At 72.8% G+C, this 16,197-nt stretch carries 18 protein-coding genes; 8 read left to right on the plus strand and 10 right to left on the minus strand.

What is annotated here, in order from left to right:
• Positions 1-10: 10 nt before the first annotated feature.
• Positions 11-643: a nucleoside/nucleotide kinase family protein gene (locus tag ACZ7L4_RS14155; RefSeq protein ID WP_472102340.1), complete on the minus strand. Its 633-nt coding sequence runs from the start codon at positions 641-643 to the stop codon at positions 11-13.
• A gap of 44 nt (positions 644-687) precedes the next feature.
• Here ACZ7L4_RS14155 and ACZ7L4_RS14160 point away from each other — a divergent pair, with 44 nt between their 5' ends.
• The 3 genes from ACZ7L4_RS14160 to ACZ7L4_RS14170 all read left to right on the plus strand — a co-directional run bounded on the left by ACZ7L4_RS14160 (position 688) and on the right by ACZ7L4_RS14170 (position 3,619).
• A complete protein-coding gene (locus tag ACZ7L4_RS14160) occupies positions 688-1,476 on the plus strand; it encodes a DUF2293 domain-containing protein (protein WP_472102342.1) in 789 nt (262 codons plus the stop codon).
• Between the two features lie 62 nt (positions 1,477-1,538).
• Positions 1,539-2,024 carry an anthrone oxygenase family protein gene (locus tag ACZ7L4_RS14165; protein ID WP_450818102.1) on the plus strand — a complete coding sequence of 162 codons (486 nt, stop codon included), beginning with the start codon at positions 1,539-1,541 and terminating at the stop codon, positions 2,022-2,024.
• Positions 2,025-2,107: 83 nt separating this feature from the next.
• Positions 2,108-3,619 carry a glutamate synthase subunit beta gene (locus tag ACZ7L4_RS14170; protein WP_472102344.1) on the plus strand — a complete coding sequence of 504 codons (1,512 nt, stop codon included), beginning with the start codon at positions 2,108-2,110 and terminating at the stop codon, positions 3,617-3,619.
• Positions 3,620-3,655: 36 nt separating this feature from the next.
• Here the strand turns inward: ACZ7L4_RS14170 and ACZ7L4_RS14175 are convergent, their stop codons facing one another.
• A complete protein-coding gene (locus ACZ7L4_RS14175) occupies positions 3,656-3,928 on the minus strand; it encodes a DUF397 domain-containing protein (RefSeq protein ID WP_385765527.1) in 273 nt (90 codons plus the stop codon).
• Positions 3,929-4,798, minus strand: coding sequence for a helix-turn-helix domain-containing protein (locus tag ACZ7L4_RS14180; protein WP_450818099.1), 870 nt, complete (start codon positions 4,796-4,798; stop codon positions 3,929-3,931).
• A 341-nt stretch (positions 4,799-5,139) separates the two neighbouring features.
• Between ACZ7L4_RS14180 and ACZ7L4_RS14185 the strand changes: the two genes are divergently transcribed.
• Both ACZ7L4_RS14185 and ACZ7L4_RS14190 read left to right on the plus strand, forming a co-directional pair.
• The gene (locus tag ACZ7L4_RS14185) at positions 5,140-5,577 is read left to right on the plus strand and encodes an ATP-binding protein (RefSeq protein WP_472103996.1); all 438 of its coding nucleotides are present in this window, start codon (positions 5,140-5,142) and stop codon (positions 5,575-5,577) included.
• 58 nt (positions 5,578-5,635) lie between these two features.
• Positions 5,636-6,112, plus strand: coding sequence for a hypothetical protein (locus tag ACZ7L4_RS14190; protein ID WP_472102347.1), 477 nt, complete (start codon positions 5,636-5,638; stop codon positions 6,110-6,112).
• A 42-nt stretch (positions 6,113-6,154) separates the two neighbouring features.
• Here ACZ7L4_RS14190 and ACZ7L4_RS14195 read toward each other — a convergent pair whose 3' ends face one another.
• Both ACZ7L4_RS14195 and ACZ7L4_RS14200 read right to left on the minus strand, forming a co-directional pair.
• Entirely contained in the window at positions 6,155-6,337 is a 183-nt protein-coding gene (locus tag ACZ7L4_RS14195) for a hypothetical protein (protein WP_472102349.1), read from the minus strand.
• Between the two features lie 163 nt (positions 6,338-6,500).
• Complete coding sequence (locus ACZ7L4_RS14200) at positions 6,501-7,193, minus strand: DUF899 domain-containing protein (protein WP_472102351.1); 693 nt, start codon at positions 7,191-7,193, stop codon at positions 6,501-6,503.
• Between the two features lie 175 nt (positions 7,194-7,368).
• Here ACZ7L4_RS14200 and ACZ7L4_RS14205 point away from each other — a divergent pair, with 175 nt between their 5' ends.
• Positions 7,369-8,331 (plus strand): endonuclease/exonuclease/phosphatase family protein, encoded by a 963-nt coding sequence (locus tag ACZ7L4_RS14205; RefSeq protein ID WP_472102353.1) that lies wholly within the window; start codon positions 7,369-7,371, stop codon positions 8,329-8,331.
• Positions 8,332-8,341: 10 nt separating this feature from the next.
• Here the strand turns inward: ACZ7L4_RS14205 and ACZ7L4_RS14210 are convergent, their stop codons facing one another.
• Complete coding sequence (locus tag ACZ7L4_RS14210) at positions 8,342-10,255, minus strand: FUSC family protein (protein ID WP_472102355.1); 1,914 nt, start codon at positions 10,253-10,255, stop codon at positions 8,342-8,344.
• 137 nt (positions 10,256-10,392) lie between these two features.
• Here ACZ7L4_RS14210 and ACZ7L4_RS14215 point away from each other — a divergent pair, with 137 nt between their 5' ends.
• The gene (locus ACZ7L4_RS14215; RefSeq protein ID WP_472102357.1) at positions 10,393-10,923 is read left to right on the plus strand and encodes a 2'-5' RNA ligase family protein; all 531 of its coding nucleotides are present in this window, start codon (positions 10,393-10,395) and stop codon (positions 10,921-10,923) included.
• On the opposite strand, the gene ACZ7L4_RS14220 is transcribed toward ACZ7L4_RS14215, so the two are convergent.
• Together ACZ7L4_RS14220 and ACZ7L4_RS14225 are read right to left on the minus strand one after the other, a co-directional pair.
• Complete coding sequence (locus tag ACZ7L4_RS14220) at positions 10,917-11,696, minus strand: nucleotidyltransferase domain-containing protein (protein WP_472102359.1); 780 nt, start codon at positions 11,694-11,696, stop codon at positions 10,917-10,919. The two genes, ACZ7L4_RS14215 and ACZ7L4_RS14220, sit on opposite strands and share 7 nt — an antisense overlap.
• Positions 11,693-13,147, minus strand: a complete 1,455-nt coding sequence (locus ACZ7L4_RS14225; RefSeq protein ID WP_472102361.1) for an NCS1 family nucleobase:cation symporter-1 — start codon at positions 13,145-13,147, stop codon at positions 11,693-11,695. Before ACZ7L4_RS14225 ends, ACZ7L4_RS14220 begins: the two co-directional genes overlap by 4 nt.
• 168 nt (positions 13,148-13,315) lie before the next feature.
• Between ACZ7L4_RS14225 and ACZ7L4_RS14230 the strand changes: the two genes are divergently transcribed.
• Complete coding sequence (locus tag ACZ7L4_RS14230) at positions 13,316-13,981, plus strand: GntR family transcriptional regulator (RefSeq protein ID WP_472102362.1); 666 nt, start codon at positions 13,316-13,318, stop codon at positions 13,979-13,981.
• 10 nt (positions 13,982-13,991) lie between these two features.
• On the opposite strand, the gene pip is transcribed toward ACZ7L4_RS14230, so the two are convergent.
• Together pip and ACZ7L4_RS14240 are read right to left on the minus strand one after the other, a co-directional pair.
• Positions 13,992-14,945 carry a prolyl aminopeptidase gene (pip, locus tag ACZ7L4_RS14235; protein ID WP_472102364.1) on the minus strand — a complete coding sequence of 318 codons (954 nt, stop codon included), beginning with the start codon at positions 14,943-14,945 and terminating at the stop codon, positions 13,992-13,994.
• Between the two features lie 41 nt (positions 14,946-14,986).
• Positions 14,987-16,195: a nitrate/nitrite transporter gene (locus ACZ7L4_RS14240; RefSeq protein WP_472102366.1), complete on the minus strand. Its 1,209-nt coding sequence runs from the start codon at positions 16,193-16,195 to the stop codon at positions 14,987-14,989.
• Positions 16,196-16,197 lie beyond the last annotated feature (2 nt).

Below are 16,197 nucleotides of genomic sequence, written 5' to 3' on the forward strand. Positions count from 1 at the left end.
GGCGGAGCGGTCACCCGCTCCACGCCGGATGGCGCGGGTCGTCCGCGCGGACGACGACGTCGGCGCTCGCCGCGGGCCCGGTCTCGGAGTCGTAGCGCTCGAAGGCCGGGAGCGTCCACTGCTCGGACTCGGGCGTGCGTCGCCGCAGCGCGCCCGGCGACAGGCTCACGTGCACGGTCAGATCGAAGGGGAACCAGTGGTGCAGAAGCAGCGGGCCGTGCATCAGCAGCACGCCGCCGGGAGGGAGTTGTACGTAGCCGCTGCGGGTCGCGCGATCCGTGACCGGGTCCCACAGATCGGGCAGGACCCGGCCCGTGCCGTCCGGTTCGAGCGGCCCGAACACCTCGCGCCACAGCGCGCCCGTGTCGAACCAGCCGCTGTAGTACGACTCGACGTCCCGGTGTCCGTACTCGAAGCGGAGCGAGGCCGGGCGCAGAAAGCCCTCGGTGCCGACCGTGAGCGAAGACCGGCCGCGGGTGCGCAGGGCCTCGGAGACGAGCGCGGCCAGCTCGCCGGGGCGGGCCGCGGGCGCTCCGTCGAGGGCGACCTTCACCCAGGGGCCGCCGTCGGCCGGCTTCAGGTCGAGCAGCCGCTCGGCGAGGGCGTCGCCGAGCCGTTCCCAGGTGATCGCTTCAAGTCGCACGCACTCCATGATGCAGGGGACGCCGGGGCGGGCATCACGCTCGTATGACCCGAGCAGCCCCACCGCAGACCGGAGCCGCGCCACCACCGGCCGGTGCCGCGCGCAGCCCCCTCGCCTTCCAGCCGGTCAAACGCAGGCGGTGCGGCGCCTGCCATCGGGGGCCGCTCGGGCTGCTGACCCTGGAGGACGGGCAGCCCCGCTGTCTGGACTGCGCCGACCTGGGGCATCTGGTGTTCCTGCCGCGCGGGGACACGGCGCTGACCCGCAGGGCGCGCGAGGAGAGCGTGCTCTCGGCCGTCGTCGTGCGCTTCCACCGCAAGCGCGGGCGGTACGAGCGGCAGGGCGTGCTCGTCGAGGAGGCGGCGCTCGCGCGGGCCGACGCGCGCTGCCTGGCGGACGCGGAGGCGCGGGCCCGGCGGCGGGCGCGGGACGCGGCGCGGCGGGCGGCGCAGGACGCGGTGTTCGTGACGGAGTTCGCGGCGCGGATCCTGCGGCTGTTCCCCGGCTGTCCCGCGGACCGGGCGGCGGCGATCGCGGCGCATGCCGGGGCGCGCGGGAGCGGGCGGGTGGGCCGGAGCGCGGCGGGGCGGGCGTTCTCGGAGGGCGCGGTCGCGGCGGCGGTGCGGGCCGCCGTGCGCCATGTGGACACGCCGTACGACCGGCTGCTGATGGAGGGCGTGCCCCGGAGGGAGGCGCGGTCGCGGGTGACCGAGGCCGTGGCGGCGGTACTGCGCGAGTGGCAGGGCCCGACCACCACCTCAGTCCCAGCACCAGCACCCGCACCCGCCGTGCTCCACAAAAACACCACAACCGGCACCGTTCGCTCAATGTAATCGTGAAATCACTGTCCACAACCGACAAACTGCGGCATGATCCCTCTCAGACAGGGGGGCGCATGATCGAAGGTCCGTATTTCGCGCTGGTCGTACTGGGGGCGGTCTGGTGCGGCGTGAGCTCTGGGGTGTTCATCGCGTTCTCCACATTCGTGATGCGCGGGCTCGGAGCGCTGCCGGCCGCGCAGGGGATCGCCGCGATGAACGCCATCAACATCGCCGCGCTCACGCCGCCGTTCATGGTCGTCTTCCTCGGCGCGGCGGTGCTGTGCGCGGTGATCGCGGTCGTGACGTTCGTGCTCTGGCCCGATCCGGGCACCGTCGAGCTGTTGCTCGGCTGTGCGCTGTACCTGATCGGCTCCTTCGGCGTGACGGTCCTGGCGAACGTGCCGCGCAACGCGGCGCTCGCGGGCCTCTCCGGCGACGAGGACTCCGAGAGCGGCGCCGCGCAGTGGCGGACGTACCTCGTCGAGTGGGTGCGCTGGAACCATGTGCGGGCCGCGACCGGCGCCGCCGCCTCCGCGCTGTTCGTGCTCGCCCTGACCTGAGCCGGGGCGGCCCGCGCCCACCCGACGTATCGTGACGAAAAGAACCGGAGCACCGGCAGGAGTCACGGCGTAGGGAGACGGCCATGGCCGACCCCAAGGGCTTCCTCAGCACGCCCCGCCAGGAGGCGCCGCGCCGCCCCGTCGGGGAGCGGGTCCGCGACTGGGACGAGGTGTACGTCCCCGGCGGCCTGCTGCCGATCGTCGAGGCGCAGGCCGACCGCTGCATGGACTGCGGGATCCCGTTCTGCCACGAGGCGTGCCCGCTGGGGAATCTGATCCCCGAGTGGAACGACCTGGTCTCGCGGGACGACTGGCGGGCGGCGAGCGAGCGGCTGCACGCCACGAACAACTTCCCGGAGTTCACCGGCCGCCTGTGCCCGGCCCCCTGCGAGGCGGGCTGCGTCCTCGCCATCAACCAGCCGGCCGTGACCATCAAGAACGTCGAGGTCGCCATCGCCGACCGGGCCTGGGAGGAGGGTCTCGTGTCCGCGCAGCCGCCCGAGCGGCACAGCGGACTGACCGTCGCCGTCGTCGGCTCGGGCCCCGCCGGGCTCGCCGCCGCGCAGCAGCTGACGCGGGCCGGGCACACGGTCGCCGTGTACGAGCGGGACGACCGGCCGGGCGGACTGCTGCGCTACGGGATCCCCGCTTTCAAGATGGAGAAGCGCCAACTGGACCGAAGGCTCGACCAGTTGACCAAGGAGGGCGTCCGGTTCCGTACGTCGACGGACATCGGCCGGGACCTCGAAGCCGCCGATCTGCGGTCCCGCTACGACGCCGTGGTGATCGCGACCGGCGCCACGGCCTGGCGTGAACTCGACGTGCCAGGCCGGGAGTTGACCGGCATCGAGCAGGCGATGGAGTACCTGCCGTGGGCCAACCGCGCGTACGAGAACGCGGAGATCACGCCGAAGGAGGCGGCGCCGGACTCGCCGCTCACCGCCGCCGGCAAGCACGTCGTCATCGTCGGCGGCGGCGACACCGGCGCCGACTGCCTGGGCACGGCGGTCCGCGAACGAGCCGCGTCCGTCACGCAGTTGGACATCTACGACAGGCCCGGCGAGGCGCGCGACGAGGACGCCGAGCCCTGGCCGACGTACCCGAAGCTGTACCGGCTCTCGGCCGCGCACGAGGAGGCCGGTGAGCTGCGCACGGCCCCGGCGGCCGACGCGGACGCCCGGCTCTTCGCCGCCTCCACGCTGCGCTTCACCGGGGACGAGGCGGGGCACGTGCGGGAACTGCATGTCGTGGAGGTGGACGCGGCGCGCAGGCCGCTGCCGGGGACGGGGCGGACGCTGCCCGCCGATCTGGTGCTGCTCGCGCTCGGCTTCCACGGGCCGGAGCGTCGAGCCGGTGGTCTGATCGACCAGTTGGGCCTCGACGTCGACGAGCGGGGCCGGCTCGCGCGGGACGCCGCCTTCGCGACGGGCGTGCCGGGCGTGTTCGTCGCCGGTGACGCGGGGCGGGGCGCCTCGCTCGTGGTGTGGGCGATCGCCGAGGGAAGGGCGGCGGCCGCCGCCGTCGACCGCTGGCTGACGGGGCGGACACGGCTGCCGGAGCCGATCGGGGCGCACGACCGCCCGATGACCGTCTGAGCGGACCGCCCACCGCGGCGGCCGGCCCGCGACGCGTCACGAGAGCAGAAAGTCCGCGGCCCCCGCCTTCGCGCCCTCGATGAACGCGGTGATCTCACCGATGGTGTAGATCAGCGCGGGCCCGTCCGGGTCCGAAGACTGACGTACGGCGACGCGCCCGTCGGCCAGCTTCATGGCTTCGAGGCAGTTGCCCCCGTTGCCGCCGCTCCACGGCTTGTGCCAGCCTTCGCTGCCGAGTTCGCGCGCGGGCATGCCGTTGTAGATCGGCTCGCCGTCGACGCCTCGTATTCGGTCCTTGATCGAGTCCATTCACAGCTCCTTGCGGAGATCACGGAGGATCTCCTTTGTGCGTTGCGCCGTCGCGGCATGCGCCGCCATGCGGTCCATGACCTCGAGGTGGGTGGCCACCTCGGGGCGCGCGTCGAGGTAGACCGCGCCGGTCAGGTACTCGCTGTAGACCATGTCCGGCAGTTCTGACATGGCAAATCGGAACAGGACGAAGGGGCCGTACGTGCCCGGGTGCGGGCCCGCGGCGAACTCCGCGACCTGAAGCGTCACGTTCGGCAGCTCCATCGCCTCGAGCAGCCGGTCGATCTGGGCGCGCATCACGTCCGCGTCGCCGACCGGGCGGCGCAGGGCGGTCTCGTCCATCACGACCCACAGGCGGGGCGCGTCCTCGCGGGTGAGCAGGTTCTGGCGCTGCAGTCGCAGGGCCACGTGCCGCTCGACCACGTCGGGGTCCTCGGCGAGGGCCCGCCCTATGGCGCCGGACTCGAGCACCCCGCGCGCGTAGTCCTCGGTCTGCAGCAGGCCGGGCACGAAGTGCGGGTCGTAGGACCGGATGAGCCGGGCCGCGCCCTCCAGGCTCACGTACATCGAGAACCAGCCGGGCAGGATGTCGTGGTACCGCTGCCACCAGCCGGGCTTGTTGGCCTCCTCCGCGAGCTGCACGAAGGAGCCGGCCTCGTCGTCCGCGACGCCGTAGGCCTTCAGGAGCAGTTGGACGTACGGGATCCGCAGCGAGACCTCGGCGGTCTCCATGCGGCGGATCGTCGCGGCGGTCACGCGGAGTACTTTCGCGGCCTCCTCGCGCTTGAGCCCGGCACCCTCGCGAAGGTCCTGCAGGCGGCGGCCGAGAACGACCTGGCCGACCGTCGGAGCGGACCGGGGTTCGCTCACGCCCCCTACCTCCCAGTAGTCCTGATGTCTGAATCCCGCCACTTTTCATCACGGAAAAAGGTCCGAAAGACGTCCCTCACCGGCCGTTTCCCTGCGATCCACCCCCGTTGGAGGGCGCGTGGCGCGCTGCTGCGAGCAGTCTGCCATGCCCGCTCCACACGGCATACGCCACTCTGCACTTTTCAGAGTGGGCCTTGCCAAGTGTTCATGGCGGGGAGATAGTGGCAAGCGTGACTCCGTCTGCGCCTTTAGGAACAGAAGCCGGCGAAACTACGCTCGGTGACCGTTCGGGTACCCCGGCAGGGGCCAACCCGTCGGCTGCCCGTCGCAGCAGTTTCGAACTGGCTCCCCATCCGGGCTCCGCCGCTCAGGCCCGGCGCGTGACGCGTACCCACCTCAGTGCGTGGGGCGCGTGCGAGGACACCTGCGACGCGGCGGCCCTCGTCGTGTCCGAGCTGGTCACGAACGCGATCGTGCACACCGCGAGCCGGCGCATCCACTGCGAACTGCGCGAGCTGCGCGACGCCTCCGGTGACCGGCTGCGGATAGCGGTCAGGGACGAGGGCTGCATCCCCGGCGACGCGCGCGCGGGCCGTGTCGCGCCCGAGGAGGAGCACGGCAGGGGGCTCCTCCTCGTGGCCGCGGTCGCCACGGCGTGGGGCGCACAGGAGACCGGACCCGGCCTCCTCGTCTGGGCCGAACTGCCCCGCGACGAACTGGAGCCGCAGCCACCGGGCCCCGTGCCCGGCGCGTCGGACGGCGCCGCATGGGCCTGGTGAACGTCCGCTCCCGCCGGACGGCGGGCGGAGGAACGACGAACGTGCGAAACGGGATCGGATGGGCGTGGTGACAACGGGCAAGCGGACGATGCACTTGAACTCGCTGGCCGGACTGGCCCGGAGGCGTCGCCCCCGGCATCCGGAGCACGCGGACGCGCCGCGTGCGGGCCGCGCCCGGCCCGTGCGGCTCAGCGTGCCCGCGGGCATGACCGCGCCGCTCGGCTGCGACGCCGTCGCCGTGCCCGAGGAGTTCGGCCGGGCGATGGCGAAGCGGCTGCCGCGGATGGGCTGTGTGTACGCGGACGGGGCGCACTGGTGGTGGCTCGTGCCCTCGGACTCCGACGTGTCCCTGGAGTGGCCCGCGCCCGCGGCCTACACGGCGGGCGCCCTCGTGCGCGACGCCCCGCGGGCCCCGTCCCTGGTGCACTGCCCGGAGGGTTCGGTGCCGTACACGCCGCCGATTCCGCTGTACCTCGCGCTGTGCCGGGTCACGGGCACCACGCCGGTGTGGTCGCGCTCGGTCGGCGCGTCCTGAACTCCTCGTCCCTGCACGGGATTCCCGGTCCCGCTGCCGGCGTCAGCCCACCGGATCGGCGACCGGCTCCCGCACGATCACCAGGAACGCGTCCGTCGCCAGGTCCATGATCACCTCGGCCGGCTGGCCCTCCTGACGGCGCCGGCTCGCGTACTCCTCCGCGGGCCATGAGCCGCGGGGCCCGCCCGCCGGGAAACGTTGCAGCACCACTCGTCCGTTGCTCATCACTTGTCCCTGCCCCCGTGATCGTGCCGATGTGCGGCGCCCGGAGCGTCCGGGCGCTTCATGAGGGAGAACGTTGACAGGGGCGCTCCCGGCTCGCAACGTGACGAGAATGACACGGAGTTGAGACGCGGTCAGGTCGTACGGGCCGGGGTCTTGTCGGCTCTCAGTCGAGGTACTCGTCGTGATAGCGCACCCGCGCGCTGCCCGCGGGAGCCCCGAGGGCGGACGCCCGCCCCGCCGGTTTCTCCCACTCCTCCTGGCGGCCGAGGGCGGTGAGGTCCAGCAGGTTCGTGGTGAACCCGATGTGGTCCATGCCGCGGGCGAACGTCGAGTACGTGTGGAAGACCCGCTCCCCCTCGCGCAGGAAGCAGCTGATCGCGGGCCGCTCCTGCGGGACGCCGTCCTCGTCGACCACGGTGGCGCCGAAGTCCAGGTTGAAATCGCTGAGATGGGACGAGTACCAGGGCACCGTCCACCCCATCCGCGCCTTGAACGGCAGGATCCTGGTGAACGGCGCGCGGGACACCGCCGCGAACTCCGTGCCCCGGGCCCGCAGATGCGCCAGGTGCCCGATCTGGTCGAGGAATCCGGAGCAGCTGCGGCAGCCCGCGTCCCAGTCCGGCGCGAACATGAAGTGGTAGACGACGAGTTGGGAACGCCCTTCGAACAGGTCGAGCAGCTCCGACTTCCCGTCCGGGCCCTCGAAGACGTACGACTTGTCGATCTCGACCATGGGCAGCTCGCGCCGCCGTGCGTTCAGCGTGTCCCGTGCCCGGGTCGCCGCCTTCTCCAGGGCGAGCAGCTCCTCGCGCGCGGCGCGCCACTCCTCGCGCGTGACCACCTTCGGCAGCCCCATGGTTCCTCCTCCGGTCGTGTCTCTCGTCAGGGGTGACCGGGGGGCGGTGCGGAACTCATCGCTGCGGCGGAAGTTTTTCCGAAGGAAGTCCTGGAGGAGTCCTGTCGTCCCCGCACGGCCGCTGGGACGCTGGCCGCCCCGGCCCGTCCGGGCCGGCCAGAGGACGGAGCACGCCATGCTCGTCGGAACCTGGAACCTGGAGAACCTCTACCGCCCCGGCGGCCCCTACGGCCCCCGCGACAAGGCCGCCTACGAGTCGAAACTCGCCTCCCTCGCCGCCACCGTGAACCGGCTGCGGCCGACCCTGCTCGGCGTCCAGGAGGTCGGCGACCCGGCGGCGCTCGACGATCTGGTGCAACTGCTCGACGAGCGGTACCGGGTGACGCTGTCGGAGCACCCCGACGAGCGCGGGATCCGGGTCGGCTTCCTCAGCGACGTCATCGTGAACGTGGTCACGGACACCGCCGCGTTCCCCGAGGCCGTGCGCCCGGTGCAGGTCGACGACAGCGGCAGGACCGCGGACCGGGCGGGCCGGGGCGTGCTCGCCGTGCACTTCTCGACACGGGCGACCTGGCTGACGGCCGCCGTCTGCCACCTCAAGTCGAAGCTGCTCGGCTACCCGGGCGGCCGGTTCGTGCCGCGCAACGAGGGCGAGCGGGCGCGCTACGCGGCGTACGCGCTGCAGCGGCGCGCGGCGGAGGCGGCGACCGTGCGCGCCCTCGCGGACACCCTCATCGGGGAGGACGGCCGTCGTGAACGCGTCGCGGTCCTCGGTGACTTCAACGACGAGGTGGCCGCGGCGACCACCCAGATTCTGCAGGGCCCGCCCGGCTCCGAGATCGGCACGCCGGGCTTCGACCACGCCGACAAGGGCGACGCGAAGCGGCTGTGGAACGTGGCGCCGCTGATCCCCGAGGAGCAGCGCTACTCGCGGGTGCAGGCGGGCCACCGCGAGCTGATCGACCACGTCTTCGTCTCGCACGAGCTGCTCGGCCATGTGGTCCGCGCCGGAACGGGCGTGCCGCACGAGGAGGACGCCGCGCTCGCACCGCTGCCGTCGGTGGGCACGGATCCGCAGGACCGGCGGGACGCGCCGGGCTCCGACCACGCGCCCGTCTGGATCGACCTGCGGCCCTGAACCACGCGTGTCAGGCGGCGAGTTCCGCGAGCAGCACGTCGATCCTGCGCGCGTGCTGCTCGGGCACCCGCCCGGTGTCGTCGACCTGCACGGCGCACGCGGTCGTCGCGTCGACGAGCCGCTCCAGTACGACGGTCACCTGCCGCGAGCCGTCCGAGTGCCGTGCGAGCACCGGCAGTTCGGCGGCCGCCAGGTCCACGGCGGCCCGCGCCTGCGCGAGCGTCCGGTACGCCTCGCGCCGCAGCGCCCACCGCCCGTGCCGGTCGATCCCCTCGGCGCCCGGCGCGGACTCGCTGAGCACATGCCGTACGTAGGCGTGGGCGGCGTCGTGCGCGACGGCGAGCCGCACCCGCACCCCGCCTCCGCGGTGCCGGCCCGGCAGCGGCAGATGCCCGGCGACCAGCACGATCGCGCAGGCGAGCAGCGTCTCGGTGATCCGGCCCCAGGATGCCTGCGGCTCCCCGCCCACCATCACCAGGGACAGCACGAGGACGGTGACGACGGCGGTCTGCGCGGCGAAGTGCCGGGTGGCGACGGGGATCAGCGCCCCGCAGGCGGCGACGAGCGCGACGAGCCCGAGGGGGTGGGGCAGCACGGCGGCGAGCCCCGCGAAGAGGACGGCGCCCGCGACGGTCCCCGCGGCCCGGCACAGCGCGCGCGAGGCGAGCGGCCCGAGGTCCGGCTTCACGAGGAAGACGGCGGTGGCGGGCAGCCAGTACCAGTGCAGCGGGTGCAGGGCCTGGGCGACGGCGGCGCTGGCGCCGAAGGAGAGCCCGACGCGGACGCCGTACTCGCGCCCGGCGGGCCCGGCCACCCTGCGCAGCACTCCGCGCACGGACGCGCGGCGCCGGACCGCCGGCAGCTGGACACCGGCCCCGAGGCGCAGCCCGACGCGGGCAGCCGTGGGCCCGACCACCTTGTCCAGCAGCCCTGTCCCGGACTCGGGCGGGCGCCGTCCGGCCACCACGCTCCGGGCACCGGCCCCGTCGAACGCCTCGGCGGCCCGCAGCAGCGATTCGTCGAGCGCCCGCAGTCCCGCGTCGGCGCGGGCGGGGGCGGGCAGCGCGCCCGGCGCCTCCCCGGACCGCACGGCGGCGGCCAGCCGACGGGGCCCCTGCGCGGCCCGCGCGGGCACCGGCTGCCCGGCCCAGGCGAGCGCGGTGGCGGCCTCGGCGAGCGGGAGGGCGGCGGAGTACTGGCGGCGCAGGCGCAGCGACGCCCGGGAGCGGCCGCGCCGCAGGGCGTCCTGCGCCTGGTCGAGGGCGGCGGTCAGCGCGACGCGGCGCGCCTGGGCCTCGGGGCCGCCGACGGCTTCGAGCAGCCGGGCCACGGCTTCGTACACGGAGGCGACGGCGGCGCGCTCACCGTCGTAGAGATAGCCGAGCCCCTTCGTGCGTACGTTCGTGCGGACGGGAGACGGCAGCAGCAGCCGCAGCAGGATCAGCCACGCGGCGCCACCGGCGAACAGCAGTGCGCGCTGCCAGCCGGGCTCCGGCAGCGGCATCCCCGCGCCTATGGCGACGGTGACGAGGAACTGGGTCCCGGCGGAGGACGCGACGGGCCCGACGGCACTGAACGCACCGCCCACGAGCCCGAGCACGGCGAAGAGGCCGGCGATGAGCGCCCCGGTCGGCAGAGTGCCGCCGACGAGACTGCCGACGGTCATCCCCAGGGCGCCGGCGAGCGCGGGCCCGCCCAGCCGCGACACGGCGGCGAGCCGCGGCCCCGGCCGGTCGTTGACCCCGGCGAGCATCGCCCCGAGCGCGAGCAGCACCCCGCTGGAGGGCCGCCCGGCGGCCACGGCGACGAGCAGCAGCGGCCCGCCGGCGAGAGCCCCGCGCACGACGGCGGGCCACGGCACGGGCGCGCGCTGGGCGCGCAGGGCGTGGCTCAGCCAGGGCGGAAGCGAATGGGGGCGGCGCATGACGGTGGGCAGACTCCTGTCCTACGAGCACGGAGGGGTGCCGGACGCCGTCGGCCAGCCTGAACTGGTCTGTCAAGAGTAAGCGGAGTTGTTGGAGGGGAGGAAACAGCGAGGCTTCCGGAATGTGACACTTGACCGTGCCCACACGACGTACTGCTCAGGACCACGGCGGCTGGCCGGACCTCCCCGGCGACACGGCCCTGACGATCCACGTCCCGGAGGCGGACGCGCTGGTCCGCACGCCGTCGAGGGCGCACATCACGCTCCTCTACCCGTTCCTCCCGCTGGAGCGGATCACGCCGGAGACGGACGACGTCCTGCGCGCCCTGTTCGAGGCAACACCGCAGCTCGCACTCACCTTCCCCGAAGTGCACCGCTGGCCGGGCGTCCTCTACCTCCCGCCGGCCCCGGACGACCCCCTGCGCACGCTGACGAAGTCGCTACGGCACCGCTGGCCGGAGGCGGTCCCGTACCGCGGGATCTTCGGCGACGAGGGCCTGGACCCGCACCTCACACTGGCGAGCGGCGGGGGCACGGACCACATCCCGGAGACCGAGTTCACGGGGGCGCTGCCGCTGCACGCGCGCGTGGAGTCGGTGAAGCTGATCGTGACGGAGGGGGCGGGGACGGGCTGGCGGGACCTCCGCGAGTACCCGCTGGGCTACTGAGCCTCGGCGACGGCCCGCGCCAACAACTCCCGCGCCCGGTCGACGAGTTCTCCGAGCGGAATCGAAGGGTCGGCCACCACTTGGTCGATCCCCCGCAGCCCGGCCCGCTCCAGCAGCCGCTTCTCGTTGGTCACCCACTCCCCGCGCGCGGCGAGCACGGCATGGGCGGCCTGCACGGCCGCGACCGCGATCGCTCCCACGACCTCGGTGCGCCCGCCGAGGGGCGCGTTGTTCGCCTTCGCGTATTCGAGGGTGATCGAGGCGCGCCCCCACCACACGTCGGGCGCCGCCTTGCGCAAGGCGGCGGGATACCCGTCGGGCCGGGGCGTCCCGCCGCGCAGCACACGGTTGACGGCGAGCTCGGCGACGACGAGATACGACGGGATCCCGGCGAGGTGGAACATCAACGGCTCCCAGTGGAACCGCCCGGCCTCGGCCTCCCTCAACTCGTGCTCGACGACGTCGAGATCCCGGTAATGCACGTCCACACGCCGCCCGTCGACGCTCAGCCAGGCCCCACCGTTGAAGACACCCCCGCCCCAGCCCCCGATCTCGGAGACCTCGCCCTCCCACCCGACGTCCCGCAGATGCCGGGGCTCGAACAGCCCCTCGCTCCCCCGGTAGTACACGGCGGTGTCCCAGTCGCTGGCGGCCGTATGCGTGCCTTGGGCCCGGGACCCGCCGAGGGTGACGGCGTGCACGCCGGGCAGGGCGTCGAGCCGGTCGGCGAGGCGGTCGAGGAAGGTGTCGTCGGTGACGGGTTCGGCGGTCATACGGCCAAGCTTGCCGCCCGCTCCCGCCGGCACACCACCCCATAAACCCCCGCCCCCGCCACCGTCCCGATGAACCACGAGTACGCCGCCACCGAGTCGAAATACGGGACGAGGGCCAGCACCACGGCCAGCGCCGCCGACGGGACGAACGCCGCCAGGGCCTTCGGGTTCACCCCGTGCCGGTAGTAGTAGCGGGAGCCCGGCCGCGCGTCGAAGAGGGCCTCCGTGTCGACGCGGCCGCGCTTCACCCAGAAGTAGTCCAGCATCAGGATCCCGAACAGCGGCCCGAGGAATGCCCCTAGCCCGCCCAGGAAGTAGTTCACGACATCCGGGTTCGAGTACAGGTTCCACGGCGTGACCAGCAGGGCCAGGACCGTCGAGATCGCCCCGCCCACCTTGAACGTGATCTTCTGCGGCCACACGTTCGCCAGGTCGTACGCCGGGGAGACGAAGTTGGCGACGATGTTCACGCCCATCGTGGCGATCGCGAAGGTCAGGGCGCCGAAGACCAGGACCCAGGTGTTGCCGATCCGCGCCACGAGCAGCGCCGGATCGGTGATCGCCTCGCCGAACACCTCGACGCTGCCCGCCGTGACCACGACGGACAGCACCACGAAGGCGGTTGAGTTGATCGGCAGGCCCCAGAAGTTGCCGCGGCGGACCGTCTTGTAGTCCGGTGCGAAGCGGGAGAAGTCGCAGAAGTTGAGCATCAGCGTGCCGTAGGTGGCGAGGATCAGGCCGATCGCGCCGAACCACTGGCGGAACTGTTCGCCCGTCGACACCGGGTGCGGCGTCGACGTCAGCGAGATCGTCCAGCCCGCCTTCGCCCAGATCCAGATCGCGAGGGCGAGCATCACGACCCAGATCGCGGGGCCGCAGAAGTCCTGGAACTTGCGGACCGACTCCATTCCGCGCGTGATGATCAGGGACTGGACCAGCCAGAGGAGGAGGAAGGACGCCCAGCCCAGCGCGTGCAGGCCCAGGAACGAGTGCTCCGTCCACGACTTCGTTCCCGGGAACGCCGCGAGCACCATCACGTTGACCGCCACCGACGCCAAGTACGTCTGGATTCCGTACCACATGATGGCGATCACGGCCCGGACGAGCGCCGGGATGTTCGCTCCCCAGACGCCGAAGCTGATCCGGCTGACGACCGGGAACGGGACGCCGTGGCGCTGGCCGATGCGGCCCATCGCGTTGCAGCCGACGTAGATCAGGACGAAGCCGATGAGCAGCGAGGTGAAGACCTGCCAGGCGTTGAGGCCGAGCACCAACAGGCCTGCGGCGAACGTGTAGTTGCCGAGGTTGTGGACGTCGGACATCCACAGGGCGAAGAGGTCGTAGACCTTCCACTTGCGCTCGCGGGCCGGCGCCAGGTCCTCGTTGGTCAGGCGCGGGTCGGGCGGCACGGGGGTGGCGGACTGGGGGTGCACGGGCTCGGCCACGGACATACGGGTCCTCCGGCGAGGGCGAGGGGCGAGAAACGGGAGGGGGTTTGGTATACCAATACCGCGCGATCGTCCCGCCGCCGACGACATCCGGCAATGTCCGTGCGGTTACATCTCCGTAAACCCACCCCGCTCCCCCTGCCCCTCGGCGACATCGACGAAGATGGACCCATGACGACGGCAGGATCGGTGGAGCCCCTGGGCGCGGTGCGCGAGCGCGTGCTCGCGGCCCTGCGCGAGGACATCATCGGCGGGCGCAGGCGGCCGGGCGACCGGCTCGTCGAGCGGGAGCTCGCCGAGCGGTTCGGGGTGTCCCGGGTGCCCGTCCGCGAGGCGATCCGGGCGCTGCTCGCCGAGGGCTTCGTGACGTACGAGACGCCCCGCAGGGCCGTCGTGCGCACCCTGACCCGCACCGACGTCACCGAACTGTACGAGCTGCGCGAGGCCTTGGAGGTCTACGCCGCCGGGCTCGCGGCCGAGCGGGCCACCAAGGACGATCTGGCGGAGCTGGAGGGGCTGCTGGAGCGCGCCACACGTGCGACGCGCGACGGCGACGCCGAGACCAACACCGACGTCAACTCCCGTTTCCACGACCGGCTGTTGGAGATGGCGCGCAACGAGCTCATCGTCTCCGTGATGCAGCCCGTCAGCGGGCGGCTGCGCTGGCTCACCCGGCGCGCCGAGGAGTGGGCCCAACAGCTCGCCGAGCACCGGGAGTTGTACCAGGCGATGGCCGGCGGCGACGCGGACCGGGCGCGGGCGGTCGCCCTCACCCACGTGCGCACCAACTACCACTTCACCGTGCGCCACCTCTTCGACGACGAGCCCACCCCGTAACGCCGGGAGGTCAGGAGGCGGCGAACCGGTCCAGGGCGGCGACCAGTTCGTCGGTGATGCCGGGCGCGCCCGCGTTGTGCCCCGCGTCGTCCACGACGAGCAGTTCGGCGTCCGGCCAGGCCTGCGCGAGCCGCCACGGGATGCCGAGCAGGTTTCCCAGGTCCACCTTTCCCTGCACCACCACCGCGGGGAGCCCCTTGAGCAGCGGCAGATCGCGCAGCACCGTGTCGGGCGCGTCCAGGAAGTGGCCCTGACCCCAGTAGTGCGTCACCGTGCGCGCGAAGCCGTACCGGAAGTCCGGGTCCTGGTAGCGGGGCACGGAGCGCGGCGGCTGCGAGACGCACGCCGTCTCCCAGTCGGTCCAGGCGAGCGCCGCCCGCTCACGGACGGCCGGGTCGGGCGACTCCAGGAGCCGGTTGTACGCGGCCGCGAGATCGCCGTCCCGTTCCGCCTCGGGCAGCCCGTCGAGGAACGCGGAGAAGGCCTCCGGGAACACCGCCCCGAGTCCCCGCGTCAACAAGTCGACTTCTTCCTGGCTGCCCGTCGCCAGGCCCGTCAGGACCAGTTCGGAGACGGACTCCCGGTGCGTCTGCGCGTACCGCAGGGCGAGCACGGACCCGAAGGACACGCCCCACACCAGCCAGCGCTCGATGCCGAGGTGGGCGCGGAGCAGCTCCAGGTCGGCGATCAGTTTCGGCAGCGTATTGACGCCCATGTCGGTGCCGTACGCGCTCGCAGGCGGGGTGGAGCGGCCCGCGCCGCGCTGGTCGAGCAGCACGATCCGGTAGCGCTCCGGGTCGAACAGCCGGCGCATGAAGGGCGTGGCCCCGGTTCCGGGCCCGCCGTGCAGCACGACGGCGGGCTTGGCGCCCGGGTTGCCGCAGGTCTCCCAGTGGATCCGATTGCCGTCGCCCACGTCCAACAGGCCGTGGGCGTACGGTTCGACGGGCGGGTACAGAGGCATCCGGTGAACCTACTACCGGCCCGCCGCGCACCGCCTCCGGATTACTGCTGGTGCACGTTGATGCTGCGCATCCGCCCGTAGGCGTAGACACAGCCCGCGAGTGCCAGGTCGGACAGCAGCATGAAGCCGATGGAGTACGAGTTCTGCGAGCTGTAGATCGCGCCCATGACCAGCGGCGGGACGAAGCCGCCGAGGCCGCCGATGGCGCCGACGATGCCGGTGACCGAGCCGACCTGGGACGGTGGGGTGACCTGCGCGACCAGGGCGAAGACGCTGCCGCTCGCGGTGCCGAGGCCCGCGCCCATGACGAGCATGTCGACGGTGCCGCCGGGGGCCAGGTGCGGGTTGAAGGCCTGCACGATGGCGAAGAGCGCGACGACCGCGAGCGCCCAGGCGGTGACGACCGCCGGGTGGATCCGGTCGGAGAGCCAGCCGCCGATCGGCCGGAAGACGACGGTGACGAGGGCGAATCCCGCGGCCTTGGTGCCCGCGTCGATGGGGTCGAGGTCGTACCAGGTCTTCAGGTACGTCGGCAGATAGGTGCCGTACGCGACGATGCCGCCGAAGCCGATCGCGTAGAGCGCGGAGAGTTCCCAGGTCACCCGCAGCTTCCCGGCCTGGCCGAGGCGTTCGCCGAGCGAGGTCGTCGGGATGGTGCGGCCGGGGTGGTCGCTGATGAGGAACCAGGCGATCACCACGTACGCGGCGAGCGCGATGGCGACGATGTAGAACGGCAGGTTCTCGCCGTGCTTGGCGATGCGCGGGGTGAAGTAGCCGGACAGCGCGACGCCGCCCATGCCCATGCCGAAGATGCCGACCGCGGCGCCGCGCTTGGCGGGCGGGAACCAGGCGTTCACCAGCGGGACACCGATGGCGAACGTGGTGCCGCCGAGGCCCAGCAGGAAGCCGACGAGGATCATGGCCAGATACGAGTCCCTCGCCACCGTCACGAGCAGCACCGGGATGATCGTCGCCGCGGTGACCAGCGGGAACATCAGCTTGGCGCCGAACTTGTCGGTCAGGGCGCCGACCGGGATCCGGCCCAGCGAACCGACGATCACGGGCACGGCGACCAGGAAGGACTGCTCGAACGAGCTGAGCCCCAGGGACTCGCCGAAGGCGCTGCCGAGCGGGGCGATGAGATTCCAGGCCCAGAACGTGAGCGCGAAGCCCACGGTCGCCACGATGAGGTTGCGGTAGGCCGCCGCGGGCGGCTTGGGCGTCGTCTCCTGCACTGTCTCTGCTGCCACAA

This window comes from Streptomyces sp. NPDC107575 (assembly GCF_055657265.1).

What these genes read in the sequence shown, in the direction of transcription:
- ACZ7L4_RS14160 (WP_472102342.1), top strand. Translation starts at nt 688, where the DNA reads ATGACCCGAGCAGCCCCACCGCAGACCGGAGCCGCGCCACCACCGGCC.
- ACZ7L4_RS14165 (WP_450818102.1), top strand. Translation starts at nt 1,539, where the DNA reads ATGATCGAAGGTCCGTATTTCGCGCTGGTCGTACTGGGGGCGGTCTGG.
- ACZ7L4_RS14170 (WP_472102344.1), top strand. Translation starts at nt 2,108, where the DNA reads ATGGCCGACCCCAAGGGCTTCCTCAGCACGCCCCGCCAGGAGGCGCCG.
- ACZ7L4_RS14175 (WP_385765527.1), bottom strand. Translation starts at nt 3,928, where the DNA reads ATGGACTCGATCAAGGACCGAATACGAGGCGTCGACGGCGAGCCGATC.
- ACZ7L4_RS14190 (WP_472102347.1), top strand. Translation starts at nt 5,636, where the DNA reads ATGGGCGTGGTGACAACGGGCAAGCGGACGATGCACTTGAACTCGCTG.
- ACZ7L4_RS14195 (WP_472102349.1), bottom strand. Translation starts at nt 6,337, where the DNA reads ATGAGCAACGGACGAGTGGTGCTGCAACGTTTCCCGGCGGGCGGGCCC.
- ACZ7L4_RS14200 (WP_472102351.1), bottom strand. Translation starts at nt 7,193, where the DNA reads ATGGGGCTGCCGAAGGTGGTCACGCGCGAGGAGTGGCGCGCCGCGCGC.
- ACZ7L4_RS14205 (WP_472102353.1), top strand. Translation starts at nt 7,369, where the DNA reads ATGCTCGTCGGAACCTGGAACCTGGAGAACCTCTACCGCCCCGGCGGC.
- ACZ7L4_RS14210 (WP_472102355.1), bottom strand. Translation starts at nt 10,255, where the DNA reads ATGCGCCGCCCCCATTCGCTTCCGCCCTGGCTGAGCCACGCCCTGCGC.
- ACZ7L4_RS14220 (WP_472102359.1), bottom strand. Translation starts at nt 11,696, where the DNA reads ATGACCGCCGAACCCGTCACCGACGACACCTTCCTCGACCGCCTCGCC.
- ACZ7L4_RS14225 (WP_472102361.1), bottom strand. Translation starts at nt 13,147, where the DNA reads ATGTCCGTGGCCGAGCCCGTGCACCCCCAGTCCGCCACCCCCGTGCCG.
- ACZ7L4_RS14230 (WP_472102362.1), top strand. Translation starts at nt 13,316, where the DNA reads ATGACGACGGCAGGATCGGTGGAGCCCCTGGGCGCGGTGCGCGAGCGC.
- pip (WP_472102364.1), bottom strand. Translation starts at nt 14,945, where the DNA reads ATGCCTCTGTACCCGCCCGTCGAACCGTACGCCCACGGCCTGTTGGAC.